At 73.5% G+C, this 16,735-nt stretch carries 15 protein-coding genes and 2 tRNA genes; 9 read left to right on the forward strand and 8 right to left on the reverse strand.

The window, feature by feature from the left end; genetic code table 11:
* The first annotated feature begins 60 nt into the window (after positions 1-60).
* From ACIHEI_RS07445 to ACIHEI_RS07475, 7 genes are all read left to right on the forward strand, one after another.
* A complete protein-coding gene (locus tag ACIHEI_RS07445; RefSeq protein ID WP_073807183.1) occupies positions 61-378 on the forward strand; it encodes an Lsr2 family protein in 318 nt (105 codons plus the stop codon).
* Between the two features lie 152 nt (positions 379-530).
* Positions 531-603: transfer RNA gene (locus ACIHEI_RS07450), tRNA-Gly, on the forward strand.
* A 38-nt stretch (positions 604-641) separates the two neighbouring features.
* Positions 642-717, forward strand: a tRNA-Gly gene (locus tag ACIHEI_RS07455).
* Positions 718-900: 183 nt separating this feature from the next.
* Complete coding sequence (locus ACIHEI_RS07460; RefSeq protein WP_396605994.1) at positions 901-1,878, forward strand: ABC transporter ATP-binding protein; 978 nt, start codon at positions 901-903, stop codon at positions 1,876-1,878.
* The gene (locus tag ACIHEI_RS07465) at positions 1,875-2,678 is read left to right on the forward strand and encodes an ABC transporter permease (protein WP_396605995.1); all 804 of its coding nucleotides are present in this window, start codon (positions 1,875-1,877) and stop codon (positions 2,676-2,678) included. The genes ACIHEI_RS07460 and ACIHEI_RS07465 overlap by 4 nt, the downstream gene beginning before the upstream one ends.
* Before the next feature lie 125 nt (positions 2,679-2,803).
* Complete coding sequence (locus tag ACIHEI_RS07470) at positions 2,804-3,979, forward strand: sensor histidine kinase (RefSeq protein WP_396605996.1); 1,176 nt, start codon at positions 2,804-2,806, stop codon at positions 3,977-3,979.
* Entirely contained in the window at positions 3,976-4,590 is a 615-nt protein-coding gene (locus ACIHEI_RS07475; protein WP_387639696.1) for a response regulator, read from the forward strand. The genes ACIHEI_RS07470 and ACIHEI_RS07475 overlap by 4 nt, the downstream gene beginning before the upstream one ends.
* A 27-nt stretch (positions 4,591-4,617) precedes the next feature.
* Here the strand turns inward: ACIHEI_RS07475 and ACIHEI_RS07480 are convergent, their stop codons facing one another.
* The 4 genes from ACIHEI_RS07480 to purD all read right to left on the reverse strand — a co-directional run bounded on the left by ACIHEI_RS07480 (position 4,618) and on the right by purD (position 10,473).
* Positions 4,618-5,517, reverse strand: a complete 900-nt coding sequence (locus ACIHEI_RS07480; protein ID WP_396605997.1) for a phosphoribosylaminoimidazolesuccinocarboxamide synthase — start codon at positions 5,515-5,517, stop codon at positions 4,618-4,620.
* Positions 5,518-5,610: 93 nt separating this feature from the next.
* Positions 5,611-7,155 carry a N,N-dimethylformamidase beta subunit family domain-containing protein gene (locus ACIHEI_RS07485; RefSeq protein ID WP_392948825.1) on the reverse strand — a complete coding sequence of 515 codons (1,545 nt, stop codon included), beginning with the start codon at positions 7,153-7,155 and terminating at the stop codon, positions 5,611-5,613.
* Positions 7,156-7,306: 151 nt separating this feature from the next.
* Positions 7,307-8,797, reverse strand: coding sequence for a hypothetical protein (locus tag ACIHEI_RS07490; RefSeq protein WP_396605998.1), 1,491 nt, complete (start codon positions 8,795-8,797; stop codon positions 7,307-7,309).
* 431 nt (positions 8,798-9,228) lie between these two features.
* Positions 9,229-10,473 (reverse strand): phosphoribosylamine--glycine ligase, encoded by a 1,245-nt coding sequence (gene purD, locus ACIHEI_RS07495; RefSeq protein ID WP_392948821.1) that lies wholly within the window; start codon positions 10,471-10,473, stop codon positions 9,229-9,231.
* Between the two features lie 429 nt (positions 10,474-10,902).
* Here purD and ACIHEI_RS07500 point away from each other — a divergent pair, with 429 nt between their 5' ends.
* Positions 10,903-11,688, forward strand: coding sequence for an SLATT domain-containing protein (locus ACIHEI_RS07500; protein ID WP_387639709.1), 786 nt, complete (start codon positions 10,903-10,905; stop codon positions 11,686-11,688).
* Positions 11,689-11,842: 154 nt separating this feature from the next.
* Here ACIHEI_RS07500 and ACIHEI_RS07505 read toward each other — a convergent pair whose 3' ends face one another.
* The 3 genes from ACIHEI_RS07505 to ACIHEI_RS07515 all read right to left on the reverse strand — a co-directional run bounded on the left by ACIHEI_RS07505 (position 11,843) and on the right by ACIHEI_RS07515 (position 14,349).
* A complete protein-coding gene (locus tag ACIHEI_RS07505) occupies positions 11,843-12,493 on the reverse strand; it encodes a hypothetical protein (RefSeq protein ID WP_387639712.1) in 651 nt (216 codons plus the stop codon).
* A gap of 43 nt (positions 12,494-12,536) precedes the next feature.
* On the reverse strand, positions 12,537-13,433 hold the full coding sequence (locus tag ACIHEI_RS07510) for a GntR family transcriptional regulator (protein ID WP_396605999.1): 897 nt from the start codon (positions 13,431-13,433) through the stop codon (positions 12,537-12,539).
* 118 nt (positions 13,434-13,551) lie between these two features.
* A complete protein-coding gene (locus ACIHEI_RS07515; RefSeq protein ID WP_392948815.1) occupies positions 13,552-14,349 on the reverse strand; it encodes a carbon-nitrogen family hydrolase in 798 nt (265 codons plus the stop codon).
* A gap of 159 nt (positions 14,350-14,508) precedes the next feature.
* Between ACIHEI_RS07515 and ACIHEI_RS07520 the strand changes: the two genes are divergently transcribed.
* Positions 14,509-15,336 carry a maleylpyruvate isomerase family mycothiol-dependent enzyme gene (locus tag ACIHEI_RS07520; RefSeq protein ID WP_387639720.1) on the forward strand — a complete coding sequence of 276 codons (828 nt, stop codon included), beginning with the start codon at positions 14,509-14,511 and terminating at the stop codon, positions 15,334-15,336.
* 31 nt (positions 15,337-15,367) lie between these two features.
* On the opposite strand, the gene ACIHEI_RS07525 is transcribed toward ACIHEI_RS07520, so the two are convergent.
* On the reverse strand, positions 15,368-16,711 hold the full coding sequence (locus ACIHEI_RS07525; protein ID WP_396606000.1) for an MFS transporter: 1,344 nt from the start codon (positions 16,709-16,711) through the stop codon (positions 15,368-15,370).
* Positions 16,712-16,735 lie beyond the last annotated feature (24 nt).

A 16,735-nucleotide genomic window follows, 5' to 3' on the forward strand; every position in this document is an offset into this window, starting at 1 on the left:
ACGGACCGGCGGGGCATCCGAGACCTCCGCCGGCCGAATTGCCCGAGAGGATTGACACCCATGGCTCAGCGTGTAGTCGTCACGCTCTCCGACGACCTGGACGGCGGCGCCGCCGCGGAAACCGTCCACTTCGGCGTGGACGGGAAGTCGTACGAGATCGACCTGTCCGCCGACAACGCGGAAAAGCTTCGGGAGGCTCTCGCCCCGTTCGTCGCCGCAGGACGCCGGCAGAGCCGCAGCGGAAAGTCCTTCCGTCGTACCGCGCTCACCCCCGACCCGGCCGCGGTCCGCGCCTGGGCGCAGTCGAACGGCATGGAGCTGCCCGCCCGCGGCCGCATCCCGAAGCACGTGTACGAGGCGTTCTCCGAGAACAACTGACCCTCGCCGGCGGCCCGTTGCGGGCCGCCGGCCCCTTCCCCGGCCGCCCCGCCGGGGAAAGGTGGGGCAAGCAGGTCGATTGATGTTGTAGAGTTCTTCTCGTCGCCGCAACCGGGGAAACCCGAGCGGGGCGGCCGGTGCCCAGGCACCGTGCGGACGTGGCTCAGTTGGTAGAGCATCACCTTGCCAAGGTGAGGGTCGCGAGTTCGAATCTCGTCGTCCGCTCGCAGCTAGCGTTACAGGCTGTAACAATTCAATATCATGCGGACGTGGCTCAGTTGGTAGAGCATCACCTTGCCAAGGTGAGGGTCGCGAGTTCGAATCTCGTCGTCCGCTCCAGTTCCGGAGGCCCCCTCGACCGAGGGGGCCTTCGGCGTTTCCGGCCCCGACCGGCACCCCGACGGCAGGACGCCCGACGACAGCCACCCGATGACATTTGTCATCGCCGACCCGTGGAACTCCACCGGCACCCGGTGACGGCCCGCACTACTGGACGGCCCGGCCCGGCGGAAGGCTGGAGCCATGACCGACACCAGCCGTCCCCGCCCCGCCGTCGAGGCCCGCGGCCTGCACCGCCGCTACGGACCGTCCGGTGCCGCCGGGTTCGAGGCCGTCCGCGGCCTGGACCTCAGCGTCGCCCGCGGCGAACTCTTCGCGCTGCTCGGGACCAACGGCGCCGGCAAGACCTCCACCATGGAGGTGCTGGAGGGCCTGGCCGCGCCGAGCGCCGGCGAGGTCCGGGTGCTCGGCCTGGACCCGGCCCGGGAGCGGCCCGCACTCCGGCCGAGGATCGGCATCATGCTGCAGGAGGGCGGCTTCCCCGGCGAACTGACCGTCGCCGAGACCGGCACCTGCTGGGCCGGAATGACCAGCGACGCCCGCACCGTGGACGAGGCGCTCGACCTGGTCGGCCTGCTGCCCCGGCGCTCGGTGCGGGTCAAGCAGCTGTCCGGCGGCGAACGCCGCCGCCTCGACCTGGCGATGGCCCTGCTCGGCAGGCCCGAGGTGCTGTTCCTGGACGAGCCCTCCACCGGCCTCGACCCGGAGGCCCGCGCCTCGGTCTGGCGGCTGATCCGCGAACTGCGCGAGGCCGGCACCACCGTCCTGCTCACCACGCACTACCTGGAAGAGGCCGAGGAACTCGCCGACCGGCTGGCGATCATGCACGGCGGCCGGGTGGTGGCCGGCGGCACCGTCGCCGAGGTGCTGGCCGACCACCCCGCCCGGATCGGCTTCGAACTGCCCGAACGCACCGGCCCGCACGCCGCACTCGACCTGCCGTCCCTGCCCGGCGCCGACCTGCGGATCGACGGCCGCCGGATCACCCTGCGCACCACCGACCTCCAGGGCACCCTGACCGAGCTGCTCGGCTGGGCCGCCCACCACCAGGTCGTACTGGACCGGCTGGACGCCCGCAGCGCCTCGCTGGAAGAGGCCTTCCTCGCCATCGCCGCGTCCGACGCGGCCACCGCCCCGCCGCAGATCGGACGTGCCGCATGACCGCCGCGACCACCCCCGCCGGACGCCTGCTCGCCCTCGGCCGCGCCGAGGCCACCCTGCTGCGCCGCAACCGCACCGCGATGTTCATGGCCCTGGCGCTGCCGCTGATCCTGGTCACCACGCTCCGCGGGATGCTCGACCGCCTCTCCGAGCACTCCCCCGGCCTGGACGTGAACGGCAACCTGGTGGCCGGATCGATGGGGATCGTGCTGATGATCGTCATCTACTGCAACCTGACCTCCGCCTACACCGCCCGGCGCAGCGAACTGGTGCTGAAGCGGCTGCGCACCGGCGAGGGCACCGACGCCGAGATCCTGCTCGGCACCGCCGCCCCGTCGATCGCGCTGGCGCTCACCCAGTGCCTGCTGCTGGGCGTCGGCGGCGCACTGCTGCTCGACCTGCCCGCCCCGGTGAACCCGGTGCTGATGCTGGCCGGACTGGCCCTGTCGGCGGCCCTGCTGACCGCGCTGGCCGCGCTGTCCAGCGCCTTCACCAAGACCGTGGAGACCGCCGGCATCACCACCCTGCCGCTGCTGCTGGTGGCGCAGCTCGGCTCCGGCCTGATGGTCCCGCTGGAGTCGATGCCGGACTCGATGGCGAACATCTGCCGGCTGCTGCCGACCACCCCGGCGCTGGAGCTGCTGCGGATCGGCTGGTTCGGCACCGACGGCTCCGGCCCGGCGGAGGGCTTCGCGGGCACGTGGTCGCAGGGCGCGGTGCCGCTGCTGCTGGCCGTGGTGTGGACGGCTGCGGCCGCCTGGGCGGCCCGGCGCTGGTTCCGCTGGGAACCGCGCCGCTGAGCGGCCGCGGGCGGGCTGGCAGGATGCTGGGGAGTCGTCAGGAAGCGGGGTACCCAGCGATGAACAGGCCGAGGCCGATCAGGCGGTGGCGGTCCCTGTCGAAACCGCAGCGCACCGAGTTGTACGTGCGCTGGTCGCTGTACCTGGTGTCGGTGATGCAGGTGCTGGCCGCGCTCCTGGTGGTCGGGTCGGTGAGCGCCCGGCGGGAGGTGCCGACCGGCCAGCTCCTGCTGGCGGTGCCGGGCGTGCTGCTGGCGGCGGCGCTGAACCTGGTGCTGTTCCGCACCGGGCTGAATGCCTACCTGGGCCGCCGCCCGCACCCGTACTGCTGGGTGGCGCTGACGGGGGCGGTGGCGGTCGGAATGTCACTGGCGATGATGCTGCCCACCGCATCGATGACCGGCGACAAGGCGATGGTGCCGAACGCGATCGCGCCGATGACGGTGACGTTCTGGCTCGGCGCCTGCGTGCTCGCCCTGTCGGTGCGCGAGGCGCTGCTGACCGCGGCCGTCTCGCTGACGCTGCTCGCGGCGCCGCTGCTGCTGGCCGGCGCCCACCCGGCCGCGGTGGTCGGCCTGCTGGTGGGCTGCCTGCTCGGCGCCACGATGGCCGGCGCCACCGCCCGCTGCTCGTCCTGGACGGCGAAGGTGGTGTGGGAGCTGGACGGGGCCCGGGAGGCCCAGGCCCGGCTCGCGGTCGCCGAGGAGCGGCTGCGGTTCTCCCGTGACCTGCACGACGTGCTGGGCCGCAACCTCGCCACCATCGCGCTGAAGAGCGAACTGGCGGTGCAGCTGGCCCGCCGCGGGCGCCCGGAGGCGGTGGACCAGATGACCGAGGTGCAGCGGATCGCGCAGGACTCGCAGCGCGAGGTCCGCGAGGTGGTGCGCGGCTACCGCACCGTCGAACTGCACACCGAACTGATCGGCGCGGCCTCGGTGCTGCGCGCCGCGAACGTCGACTGCCGGACCGAACTGGCGGGCACGGACGCGCTGCCTTCCGAGGCGCAGTCGGTGCTCGGCTGGGTGGTGCGGGAGGCCGCGACCAACGTGCTGCGGCACTCCGAGGCCGCCAACTGCTCGTTCCGGCTGCGGGTCTCGGGCGGCCTCGCGGTGCTGGAAGTGGAGAACGACGGGGTGCCCGCCGTCCCGCCGTCCCGCACCGACGGCGCGGGCAGCGGCCTGCGCGGTCTGCGCGAGCGCCTGGCGGCCCACAACGGCATCCTGACGGCGGCCGGACCCGGCCCCGGGCGGTTCCGGGTGACCGCCGAACTACCCATCGAGGCAAGGGAGTCCGTGGCGTGAGCGACCGGGTGCGAGTACTGCTCGCCGACGACGAACATCTGATCCGGGGAGCGCTGGCCGCACTGCTCGCGCTGGAGGACGACCTGGCGGTGGTCGCCGAGGCGGCGTCCGGCCCGGAGGCGCTGGCGATGGCCGCCGCGCACCGCCCGGACGTGGCGGTGCTGGACCTGCAGATGCCGGGCCTGGACGGCCTGGAGGTGGCCGCGGAACTGCGGCACCGACTGCCGGACTGCCGGGTGATGATCGTGACCGGGCACGGCCGCCCCGGCTACCTGAAGCGGGCCCTGGAGGTCGGGGTGCGCGGCTTCCTGCCGAAGACCGTCTCCGCCTCCGACCTGGCGGGCATCATCCGCACCGTCCGGGCGGGCGGCCGCTACGTGGACCCGGAACTGGCCGCGGAGGCGATCAGCGCGGGCGACTCCCCGCTGACGCCGCGCGAGACGGACGTGCTGGAACTGGCCGCCGACGGCTCCTCGATAGCCGAGATCGCCGACCGGGCCTCGCTGTCGCAGGGCACGGTGCGCAACTACCTGTCCTCGGCGGCGGGCAAGCTGGGCGCGGAGAACCGGCACGCGGCGGTGCGGATCGCCCGCGAGCACGGCTGGCTGTGACGGCGCGTCACAGCCAGCCCCGGGGATCTACTTCCAGTCGAGACCGGTGAGCTTCTCGTACGCGTCGATGTAGCGCTGCCGGGTGTGCTCGACGATCTCGGCGGGCAGCGCCGGCGGCGGGTTGTCGCTCTTGCGGTCCCAGCCGGAGGCGGGCGAGGTCAGCCAGTCGCGGATGATCTGCTTGTCGAAGGACGGCTGGTCGCGGCCCGGCTGCCACTCGTCGGCCGGCCAGTAGCGGGACGAGTCCGGGGTCAGCACCTCGTCGCCGATGACCAGTTCGCCGTCCAGCAGGCCGAACTCGAACTTGGTGTCGGCGAGGATCAGGCCCCGGTCACGGGCGATCTCCCGGGCCCGCGAGTACACGGCGAGAGTGGTCTGCCGCAGGGTGGCGGCCAGGTCGGCGCCGATCCGGTGGGCGGTCTCCTCGTAGGAGACGTTCTCGTCGTGCTCGCCGACCTCGGCCTTCAGCGCCGGGGTGTAGATCGGGGCGGGCAGCTCCGAGCCGTTGTCCAGGCCCTCGGGCAGCGCGATGCCGCACACCGTGCGCGACACCCGGTACTCCTCCAGGCCGGAGCCCGCCAGGTAGCCGCGGGCCACGCACTCCACCGGCGCCATCTCCAGGCTGCGGCAGATCAGGGTGCGGCCGGCCCAGTCGGCGGGGGCGCCCTCGGGCAGCTCGGTGGAGATCACGTGGTTGGGCACCAGGTCGGCGATCCGCTCGAACCACCACAGCGACAGCTGGGTGAGGATCCGGCCCTTGTCGGGGATCTCGTTGGGCAGCACCCAGTCGTAGGCGGAGGTGCGGTCGCTGGCCACCATCACCAGGTTGCCGTTCCCGTCCCGGTACAGGTCGCGCACCTTGCCGGTGTGCAGGTGGACCAGGCCGGGCACCTGGACCGGCTCGGGCTTGGTGACGAATCCGCTCACGGTCGTAAAGTCCTCACAGCTGGGGGGCTCTGCTGCGGGGAGTCTTTCATGCGCACGGGGCAGGGGGCGGGTGCGGCCCCGCTCAGCACCAGGTCAGGGACGGGTGCGGCCCTCCTTGCAGAGCTGGTCGAGCAGGTTGGCGGTGGCCTTCTGGATCCGTTCGTCGGTGTGCCCGGGCCGGTCCAGCGCGGGCGACCAGGCGAACGTCCCGGACGCGAAGACGTACGCGCCGCTGGGCGCCCGGTACAGCGAGGTCTCCTGGTGGGTGAGCCGGCCGGCGGCGTCCCGGTACGGGGAGTGCGCCAGCAGGGTGCGTTCGGTGCAGGCGGGCAGCGCGACCTTCGGGTAGTAGCGGTCGGCCTCCCCCGCGACCAGGCCGGGCAGTTCCTCGCCCTCCTCCAGGCCGGTGCCCTCCCACAGCCAGTGCGAGGTGTTCCGGGCCACCAGCGGCACCGGCGCCGGCACGCTGCCCGCGTACTGGATGCCCAGCAGATGCTGCTCGGGCTCCCCCGCGTCGCGCCAGAGCGCGCTCGCCGAACCCGCCGGGCCGGCCGCGGGGTGGTCGGCGCCGACCTTCTGCCGCTTGCGGCAGTTCAGCAGCCGGGACGGCTCGCCGTTCGCGCCGGCCGTCAGCTCGACCCGCCAGTACAGCGAATTGGCGGACAGGAACACCAGCGAGGTGCCGCCGTCCCGGGCCCGCTCGACGGCCCGCCGCATCGGCTCCGACCAGTACTCGTCGTGCCCGGGGAACACCATCGCCTTGTACCGCTCGGCGTTGACCAGCCCGGCGTGCAGGTCGGTGGCGGTGGCATAGCCCAGGTCGTAGCCGTACCGCTCGGCCCAGCGGATGAAGTCGTACGCGTGCCCGACGTGCAGCGGCAGCCCGGCCCCGGCGTGCGGCCGGTCGAAGGAGACGGTGACCGCCGCCTCCTCCTCGCGCACCAGCCGCCCCGCCGCGTCCCACGCGTGGTAGAGGCTGGCCCCGAGGTGCCCGTCCTCCGGGAACAGGTTGTACGCCTGCCAGGTCACGTCCGGCAGCACCAGCAGCAGCTCCGCCGCGTTGAAGTCCCGGACGGTGAACGGGATGTGGCTGCGGTGCCCGCCGTCGGCGGTGGTCAGCACCGCGACGTACGCGCCGGGCCGCCAGTCCTGCGGGACCTGCAACCGCCAGGACTGCCACCAGTGGTGGCAGGAGACGGTGCGGTCGGCGACCATCGGGGCGGGCTGGACGAGACCGGCGATCAGCGGGCTGGAGGACACCTGGCGGGCGCCGTCGCCGCCGTCGTGGCCGATCCGGTAGACGTCGACCTGGAACTCCTGCGGCGGGTGGACCGTCACCCGGAGATCCACCGAACCGCCCGGCCGGACCACGCCCGAGGACGCGAACCCCTTGATCTGCTGCCGCACGTCGTCGGAGTTGCTCGGACCGCTCACCGCGGGCCGCGGCGGCCGGGCCGCGCCTTCCAGCGGCTGCTGCCCCGGGGCGTCCACGCTGACGTACCAGGGCACCGCGCCCTCGCCGTCCGCCAGGTAGTGGTCGGGGCTGCGCAGCCACGGCAGCGGGCCCTGGCCGAACGGATCGGACACCCCGTGCGCCAGCGTGCCGGACTCCCACCGGCGGTTGGATTCCGTTCCCACACGCCCTCCCCACCCTTGCGCATCCGCCGAGGGTGGCAATTGCCATGCGGATGTGCGTGCGGACCAGCACATCACAGGTTGCTGGCGCAGTGTCACCCCACCGTAGCAATTCGTATCGGCGAAACCGGGTTTTCCGGGATCTTTCGGAAATTCATCCGGAAAGCCGCACCGGTCGCTCCAGTCGCACTCCGGCCCGCTCCAGCCAGGACCGCAGCGGGCCGTCCTGCCCGGCCTCCGCGGCGGCCGTCACCGCCGGGGACAGAGCGGCTCTCGGTGCCGCGCGGGACAGCAGGACCGGGCCGTCCAGCCAGTCCAGGCCCGGGCTCGCGGTGCCCGCGTCCACCGCGGCGCAGCAGACGGTGGCGGTGAGGTGCTCGACCAGCAGGTCGCGTCCGCTGCGCACAGGAGGCAAGGGGGGCGCGACCTCGGCGGCGCGCGCCACCCTTCCCGCCAGTGCGGCCGCCAGGGTCTCGGACTCCCCGGCCGCCAGCCGGGCGAGCAGTTTGTCCAGCGCGGGGCCGGTGTGCGGGTGGTCGTCGCCGAGGGCGCTCTGCAGGGCTGCGGCGCTCTCCCGCCAGCCGTGGTCGACCACCTGCTCCGGGTAGTCCTCCCAGTCCAGCGGCTGCCAGCCGCCGGGCGGCTCCTCGTGCAGCAGTTCGGCGGCCAGCCGGGACACCCGGGTGTCCACCAGGCCGGGCTCCTCCAGCAGGTCGCAGGCGGGGCGGTCGCCGAGCCGGTTCCCGTAGCCGTCGGCGAGCCGGTCGCGGCGGGAGAGCTCGGTGAGCGCGGCGACCACGCCGGCGTTCAGGTGCGAGGGGTGCCGGCCGAGCCGCCAGGCGGGCAGCGCGACCCGGGTGAGCAGCCGGTCCCAGCCCGCGTAGGCCAGGCCGACCTGCTCCTGGGCGGCGATCCGCAGCCCGTAGTCGACGGCCTTGGCCTGTTCGGAGGCCCAGGCGGCGACGGCGTGCTCCAGCTCGGCGGAGTGCTCGCGGCAGGCGCCCAGCAGGTGCCGGTCGACCCGGCCGACCAGCGCGGCGGGGCCGCGGTGCCGGTCGCCGAGCGCGGCGTCCAGGGTGCGCAGCCAGCGGCGGGCGGCGGCGATGTCCGGATCGGCGGCGGCCGCGGTGCCGGCCACCACGGGGGCCAGCAGGGCGCGCAGCTCGCCGGCCCGCATCCACCACAGGAACGGGGAGCCGATCACCAGCACCGGCGCGCCGGGCGCGGCCCGCCGGCCGGGCCGGTGCGGCTCCTCCAGCCAGCTGTCGCAGTCGGGGGTGAGCGCGATCGCGCCGGGCGCCGGAACGTCCAGCCGGTCGGCGAGCTCCTCGATCAGCCGGTAGAGCTCCGGTGCGTCCGCCCTGGTCAGCGGCACGGCGGGGGTGACCGGGGGGACGGCCCGGCGGTGCGCGCGGGCCACCATGGCGGCCAGCAGCAGCGTCAGCGCGGCGACCGCGCAGACCGCCCAGCGGATGCCGTCCCACAGGGGCGCGTCCGGCGACCCGGGGGCGCCTATCCGTCCGGTGAACCGCCCGACCAGCAGCACCACCGCGCAGGCGGCGGGCAGCGCGGCGGCGGCCACGGCCCGTCCGCGCAGACGCAGGACGGCCCGGGCTCGTGCGCGTGCGGTGTCCACTGCAGCCATCGCCGCGGCACCCCCTTCGCAGCCGACTCGACTCGATCAATTCCGGTACGGGAAGCGGCGGGTGCCGAACCCGGTGGTACGACTCGCGTGGCGCTTTCCTGCCAGTCTCGACGCCCCGGTACGGGCGGGTGTTCCGGAACTTCCGGGAGACCACCCGTCCTGGTGACACCGCGGCGGGACCCGCCACCGCTCCCAGCATCCCCCGGGCGCGTCATGGCGACGAGCCGCGCCCACGCCGGCGCCCCCGCCCCTGCACGATGCAGCGCACCCTACGGCGCTCGCTCCGGCCCCGTCAGCGGGATGACCAACAGATCACCCGAAGGACTGCTTTTTCGGCGTGCGGCCCGCTCCACCCCGATCCCGGGAAACGCCGCGGGGCGCTGCGTCCGGACGGGTCGGTCCGGGCGCAGCGCCCCGCGGGTACTCCCTGCTTACTGCGCGGCCTCGGCCGCGATGTCGGTACGGTGCTGGGCGCCCTTGAAGGAGATCTTCGCCAGGCCCGCGTACGCCTTGGCCCGGGCCTCGGCGAGGTCCGCGCCGGTGGCGGTGACGGACAGCACCCGGCCGCCCGCGGTCAGCACCTCGCCGTCCGGGCCGGTCTTGGTACCGGCGTGCAGCACGAACGCGGTGCCGTCGGCCTCCGCCTCGTCCAGGCCCTCGATCGGGTCACCGGTGCGCGGGTTCGCCGGGTAGCCCTCGGACGCCAGCACCACGGTGACCGCGGCGTCCTCGTCCCAGCGCAGCGGCTCCAACGCGGCCAGCGTGCCGTTGGCGGCGGCGAGCAGCACACCGGCCAGCGGGGTGCGCAGCCGGGCCAGCACGACCTGGGTCTCCGGGTCGCCGAAGCGGGCGTTGAACTCGATCACCCGGGTGCCGCGCGAGGTCAGCGCCAGGCCCGCGTACAGCAGACCGGAGAACGGGGTGCCGCGGCGGCGCAGTTCGTCGACGGTCGGCTGGAGAACCGTCTCCAGCACCTCCTCGACCAGGCCCTCGGGGGCCCACGGCAGCGGGGTGTAGGCGCCCATGCCACCGGTGTTGGGACCCTGGTCGCCGTCCAGCGCGCGCTTGAAGTCCTGCGCGGGCACCAGCGGCAGCACCGTGGTGCCGTCGGTGATCGCGAACAGCGACACCTCCGGGCCGTCCAGGTACTCCTCGATCACCACGCGCTCGCAGCCCTTGGCGTGCTCCAGCGCGGCGGCGCGGTCCTCGGTGACCACGACGCCCTTGCCGGCCGCCAGGCCGTCGTCCTTCACCACGTACGGGGCGCCGAACGCGTCCAGCGCCTCGGCGGCCTCCTGCTCGGTGGTGCACACGTAGGACCGCGCGGTCGGGACGCCGGCCCCGGCCATCACGTCCTTCGCGAAGGCCTTGGAGCCTTCCAGCTGCGCGGCCTCGGCACTCGGGCCGAACACCGGGATGCCGGCCGCCCGCAGCGGGTCGGCGACACCGGCCACCAGCGGAGCCTCCGGGCCGACCACCACCAGGTCGGCGCCCAGCTCACGGGCCAGCGCGGTGACGGCGGCGCCGTCCAGCTGGTCGACCGGGTGCAGGGTGGCCACCCGCGCGATCCCGGCGTTGCCCGGGGCACAGTGCAGCTCGGTAACGGCGGGATCTTGGGACAGGGAGCGGCACAGGGCGTGTTCGCGGGCGCCGCCGCCGATGACGAGGACCTTCACGAGTCGAGAGCCTAGTCGGTGGCCGGTTCCGCACCGTCGGCGGCACCGTCCGCGGCCCCGAATCCGGTGTGCCCGCCCACCAAAAGCAGCTGGCCTGTTCGAACAGCCGCGCAGTCACACCGACCGCCCCCGTTCACCTCGCTCGGACGGGTGAAATCCGGCCGGGCAGCACAACCCTCCGACCTCGGCTTCCGGAGGTGAAATCACATAACGATCACTGCGGAAGCGCCCACACGGTCAGCCATTTGGCGGTAAGAAGTGCTGTTGGACAAGAACCCGGCCGCAGAGCGGGCACGGCACCATGGGCGGCTCCGCCGAACTCGAGGTCCGCGCCGAAAACCCGATGTCCACGCCACTTCGATGTTCCGAACCGTCAGTCCCGGTACCCGCCGGGCCTCCGCAGTCACCCCGCCACAGGGAGCGCCACAGGTGAGCCAGCCGGAAATGCAGCCCGAGGAGAGTCCTTGGGGCAAAGAGGTCGCCGACGACGACCAGAGCGCCCCCGGCTCCGGCGGACGGATCCCCACCCGCCGCCGCACCGACCTGAGCGCCCGTCAGTTCCCGCTCGGCGACTGGGGTGAACCGGCCGAACGCCTCGAGGAGCTCTACCGCTGGTCGGAAGAACGCGCCGTCGAGGCCATCGAGTGGTACCGCCGCGACCGGGTCTGGAAGCGCCGCTGGGCCAGGCTGCTCCGCAAGGCCGCCGGCCTGTTCACCGTCGCCGGCGTCACCGCCCCGATCGTCTCCCTCACCGGCGTCCTCCCGCACGCCCTCGAATGGGGCTACGTCGGCCTCGCGCTCGCCGCCGCCTCGCTGGCCGCCGACCGCGCGTTCGGACTCACCTCCGGCTGGATGCGCGACGTCTCCACCTCGCAGGCACTCCAACGCCGCCTGGAAGCCTTCCAGTTCGACTGGGCTTCGGAATGCGTCCGGGAAGTCCTCGGCCCCACCGAAGGCACCGCCGGCGAGGCCGCCGAACGCTGCCTCGGCGTGCTGCGGCGCTTCTGCGAGGACGTCTCCGAGATGGTCCGCACCGAGACCTCCGAGTGGATGCTCGAATTCCGCGCCGGCATGACCCAGCTGCCCACCCAGACCCCGGGCAGCTGGGGCGGCCGCAACGAGGTTGGCACCGGCGCACAGGTCCGCGTCCTGCCGCCGCCGGGCACCAGGCCGACCATGCCGCGACAGCGTCCCCCGGAGGGGCCCCTGCGCTAGTCGGTGAACCGACAGGGGCGCGGGAACTGCGCGACAAGCGCGGGCCCGTCCGCAAGGTCGCGAACACGTGCAAGTCATTGTCCTGCGGCGCGATCTTGCGGTCGTGTGCGTTCCCCTTCGCGCAGGTCCTCGCGCCCCCCGATGGCTATCCCCTTTAGGCGAAGACGATCATCGAGGACTGGGAGACGCTGCGGGCCGCCGCCGAGTACAGGCCGGCCCAGGCGTGGCGCTCCCTTGCGAAGGGGTGCTGGAAGTCGTCGATCGGGGGGCCGAAGGGCTGTTCCAGTTGGGTGGGGCCCAGGGGGCGGGTGGGGGCCGGGGGGTTGAGCGGGTCGATGCCCAGCAGGGGGGCGACGGCCTGGAGTTCGCGGAGCAGGCCGTACGAGGAGCCCAAGGGGCCGCCTGCGGCGAGGAGTTCGTCGGCGACCAGCGGGACGGCGAAGTCCACCGGGACGTATGCCCCGGCGTGGTCGAAGTGCCAGACCAGGTGCGACTGTTCGGCGGTGGCCTCGAACATCTCCAGGAGCTGTTCGTAGTCGCTGCCGAGTGCGTCCACCGGCGCCACCTCGAAGCCGGTGAGCCCCAACAGGTAGGCGCGGCGCAGGAAGTGCAGCGAGTCGTAGTCGAACGCGGCTATCGTCTCGACGTCTCCGGAGAAGCCCGGTACGTAGGGGTTGACCGGGACGGGCGGCAGCCCGTGCTGGGCCAGCACTCCGTTGTAGCGGTCGAGGTCGTCCCGGAAGGGGTTTTCGGGGCTGTACGTGAGCACGTCCACGAGCGGGACGAGCCAGAGGTCGCAGGCCATGGGCCGGCTCATCCTCTCGGTGGCGGGGCAATGGGCCCCAACCCTACCGGCCCGTGGCGGGCTCGCCGCGCCCCGGGCGGAAGGACCGGGTGAACCGGCCGGGCGGGACGACCCGGGGCAGTGGGACCCGGCCCAATGCGACGGCGCCGTGGGGCGGTTGGGGGGCGTCCTCGCCCTTCTCGGGGGCGGCTGACGGCGCGTCGGCCGGGGCCGGTTCGCGCAGCAGTCGCATGACGGAGAAACCGTCGAGGGTCCGGTCGAGCAGCCCGGCGAGCAGTTCGATGGTGAACAGGTTGTAGTGGTTGACGAGCCGTCGGGCGCCGTCGTGGTCGCGGTCCTCGATCCGGTCGACGAGGTCGCCGTGCCGGTCCCAGCAGACGCCGGCCAGTTCGCCGGCGGCGCGCAGGTGGGGAGCGGCGAACATCCAGGACTGGACGCGCAGCCAGCCGAGGTAGTCGGCGATCCGCTCGTTGCACAGGATGGCCGCGGCCTCCTGCCAGAACCGCAGGTCGCAGCCGACCAGGACGTCGAGGTGGCCGGCCCGGGCGGCGCGGGTGGCGGCGTCGGCGCGGCGGCGCAGCGAGACGGTCCGGGTCCAGTCGTAGGGGTGTTCCCGGTTGCCGAGGTGGCGCAGCGCGTTGTCGGTGAGCAGCGCCCGGGCTTCGAGGATCTCCAGGTAGTCGTCCCAGTCGAACTCGGGGACGGTGAAGCCGCGGTTGGGTTCGCTGACCAGCAGTCCCTGGGCGGAGAGGTCGACCAGGGCTTCCCGGGCGGGGGTGGCGGAGACGCCGTAGATTTCGGCGATCTCCTTGACGGTGAAGTTGCGGCCGGCGGGCAGCCGGCCGCACATCATCTCGTCGCGCAGGGCGTCGGCGATCTGTTCGCGGAGACTGTTGCGCCGGATCAGGGCGCGGCCGCTCCCGGCTCCCGCAGCGTTCATCGCCGCTCCCCCCTATCCGGGCCGTGCCGATCGCGGCCGGGCCCAGCTCCCCAAAACGGGCACAGATTACCCCGGAATGGTCAATCCGGACCAAGGTACGGCGATGTGCGGCGAAATGTCAGCGTTGTACGGGTGCCGGAATTCCGAGCAGCCGGTCCCGGTGGACGGGGAACTCGGCGCGGCTCCTGGCGACTTCGGCGGGGTCGAATTCGACGGTGAGCACCTGCTCGTCCGGTCCGGCCTCGGCGAGCACCCGGCCCCACGGGTCGACGACCAGGCTGCGGCCGGCCTGTTCGACGCCGCCGTGGGTGCCGGCGGTGTTGCAGGCCAGCACGTAGGCCTGTTCCTCGACGGCGCGGGCGCGGGCCAGCAGGTTCCAGTGCTCGGCACGCCGGGCGGGCCAGGCGGCGGGGATCACCAGCAGTTCGGCGTCGGCGTCCAGCAGCGCCCGGAACAGTTCGGGGAAGCGCAGGTCGTAGCAGGTGGCCAGGCCCAGGGTGGCGAAGCCGGCGTCCGCGGTGACGATCTCCTGGCCGGCGCCCATCACGACGGCCTCGCCGGCGTCGAAGCCGAAGCGGTGGATCTTGCGGTAGGTGCGGACCAGTTCGCCGTCGGGGGCGAACAGCAGCGAGGTGTTGTAGATCGGCCCGTCGGGGTCGCGTTCGACGATCGAGCCGGCGTGCAGCCAGCAGCCGACCGCCCGGGCGGCGGCGGACATCGTCTCGGCGGTGGGCCCGTCGAGCGGTTCGGCGCCGTCCGACCAGGCGTCGTAGGCGAAGCCGCCGACCGGCCACAGTTCGGGCAGCACGACCAGGTCGGCGCCGTCCTGGGCGCGGACCAGCGCCGCGGCCCTGGCCCGCCGCTCGGCGGCCGGCTCGGCGTCCGAGACCGCGAGTTGGATCAATGAAGCGCGCACAGTACCACCGTCCACGACAAGAGTCCTACGATCGTCACCCGAAAGCGCTGCCCTGCTCTCACCCGGCAGCGTAACGTGCCGTATGCGCGTCCGTGCGGAGGTCTCGGCAGCCCGGGCGACGTGGGACGACGCAAGCCGACGGAGGGGCCGGAGATACCCGTGACGGACAACCAGACCGTGCAGGCGTACACCGATGCGTGGACGCAGTCGATCGAGTCCATATCCGAGCTGCTCGCCCCGTTGCCGACCGACGCGTGGAACCGGGCCACCGAGTGCCCGGGCTGGTCGGTGCGCGACGTGGTGTCGCACATCATCGGCGTCGAGTCGGAGATGCTCGGCGACCCGCGGCCGATCCACGCGCTGCCGCGCGACCTGCCGCACGTCCGCAACGATTTCACCCGCTACATGGAGCTGCCGGTCGACAAGCGCCGCTGCTGGACCGCCGTGGAGATCACCAGCGAGCTGGAGTACACGGTGATCCGCCGCTCCCGGGCGCTGCGCAACTCCCGCCACGGCGCGGAGGACCTGGTGCGCTGGCCGGCCGGCCCGCTGGCCCGGGAGCTCCCGTACGCGACGGTGCTGCGGCTGCGCGCCTTCGACGTCTGGGTGCACGAGCAGGACCTGCGCCGGGCGCTGCAGGAGCCCGGCAACCTGGACTCCCCGGCGGCCCTGGTGACGCGCGACCTGCTGATCGACTCGCTGCCGAAGCAGGTGGCCAAGGAGGCGGGCGCGCCGATCGGCAGCACCGTGGTGTTCGACGTGGCGGGCGCGATGCCGTTCCAGCGCACCGTGCGGGTCGGTGCGCACGGCCGGGGCACCGTGGACGAGTCGGTGGAGCCGGCCCCGGACGTGCGGCTGGCGATGGACTGGCAGACCTTCGTCCGGCTGTGCTGCGGCCGGGTCCGCGCGGAGACGGCGCTGGTGAACGTGATCGGCGACCAGGAGCTGGGCATGCGGGTGCTCGCCCATCTGACAAGCACCCCCTGACCCGCACGACCCTGCCGGGCGGACAGGCCCCTCAGGCTGCGGCCAGCTTGCGCCGCAGCCGCAGGATCATCGCCGTCCCGAGCAGCAGCGGCACCAGCTGGAAGCAGAACGCCAGCTGGTAGGCGTGCGCGCCGTAGCTGTCGCTGCCCGGGTCGGCCAGCGCGTCCAGCAGGACGCCGATGCCCAGCAGGGTGATCATCGAGCCGATGAAGCCGCCCATGTTGGCGATGCCGGACGCGGTGCCCATCCGCTCCGGCGGGTTGTGCGCGCGGGCGTAGTCGAGGCCGATCAGCGAGGCCGGGCCGTTGCTGCCCATCACCAGCACCAGCACCACCAGCAGCCAGAGCGGCGGGTGGCCGTGCGGCCAGGCGAGGGTGACGGTCCAGCAGAGCGCGGTGGCGCCCAGCACCGTGAAGGTGACGGGCAGCCGCAGCGCGGCCGAGCGGGAGAGCAGCCGGCCGAACAGCAGGCCGAACGCCATGCTGCTGAGCACCAGCAGGCTGAGCAGGCCGCCCGCACCGGCCCGGGACATGCCCTGGCCCTCGACCAGGTAGGGCAGACCCCACAGCAGGCCGAACGCGTTCGCCGGGAACGCCGTGGTGAAGTGCACCCACAGGCCGAGCCGGGTGCCGGGCTCGGACCAGGCGGCCCGGATCAGCCGCCCGACCGGCAGCCGGCCGCCCTCCCGCGGCACCGGGGCGGGAGCCCCGGGGGGAGCCTCCCGCAGCAGGGCCAGCACGGCGACGAAGACCAGCACGCCGGTCACCGCGATGGCGCCGAAGGTGGTGCGCCAGCCGGCCGTGTGCAGGGCCTGCGCGAGCACCACGGTGGTGAACAGGTTGCCGCCCATGCCGGCCAGGCCGGTGAGCTGGGCGACGAACGGGTTGCGGGCGGCCGGGAACCAGCGGATGGCGAGCCGCAGCACGCTGATGAAGGTCATCGCGTCGCCGCAGCCGATCACCGCGCGGGAGGCCAGCGCGGGCCCGAACGCGGTGGAGAAGGCGAACGCCAACTGGCCGGCGCTCATCAGCACCACGCCCAGCAGCAGCACCCGGCGCGGGCCGATCCGGTCGACCAGCAGGCCGACCGGGATCTGCATCCCGGCGTACACCAGGACCTGAAGGATCGAGAAGGTGGACAGGGCGGAGGCGCCGATGCCGAACCGGGCGGCGGCGTCCAGGCCGGCCACGCCGAGGCTGGTGCGGTGCACCACGGCGAGGACGTAGACGCTGACGCCGACCGACCAGGCGAACCAGGCGGCGCGGCCGCCGGGCGGGTGCGGGGACGCGGACCGGGGGGCCGCTCGGGGGTCGGTGGCGGGACGGGGAGCGGGTACGGACAGGGACGGTGCGGTGGGGGCGGGGTCCACGCTCATAGTGGAACCAGGCTAGTCATCCCA

The organism is Kitasatospora sp. NPDC051984 (genome assembly GCF_044593455.1).
Lineage (GTDB): Bacteria > Actinomycetota > Actinomycetes > Streptomycetales > Streptomycetaceae > Kitasatospora.

Coding starts and splice junctions, on each gene's coding strand:
- ACIHEI_RS07445 (WP_073807183.1), top strand. CDS start 61: ATGGCTCAGCGTGTAGTCGTCACGCTCTCCGACGACCTGGACGGCGGC.
- ACIHEI_RS07460 (WP_396605994.1), top strand. CDS start 901: ATGACCGACACCAGCCGTCCCCGCCCCGCCGTCGAGGCCCGCGGCCTG.
- ACIHEI_RS07465 (WP_396605995.1), top strand. CDS start 1,875: ATGACCGCCGCGACCACCCCCGCCGGACGCCTGCTCGCCCTCGGCCGC.
- ACIHEI_RS07490 (WP_396605998.1), bottom strand. CDS start 8,797: ATGGCTGCAGTGGACACCGCACGCGCACGAGCCCGGGCCGTCCTGCGT.
- ACIHEI_RS07505 (WP_387639712.1), bottom strand. CDS start 12,493: ATGGCCTGCGACCTCTGGCTCGTCCCGCTCGTGGACGTGCTCACGTAC.
- ACIHEI_RS07510 (WP_396605999.1), bottom strand. CDS start 13,433: ATGAACGCTGCGGGAGCCGGGAGCGGCCGCGCCCTGATCCGGCGCAAC.
- ACIHEI_RS07525 (WP_396606000.1), bottom strand. CDS start 16,711: ATGAGCGTGGACCCCGCCCCCACCGCACCGTCCCTGTCCGTACCCGCT.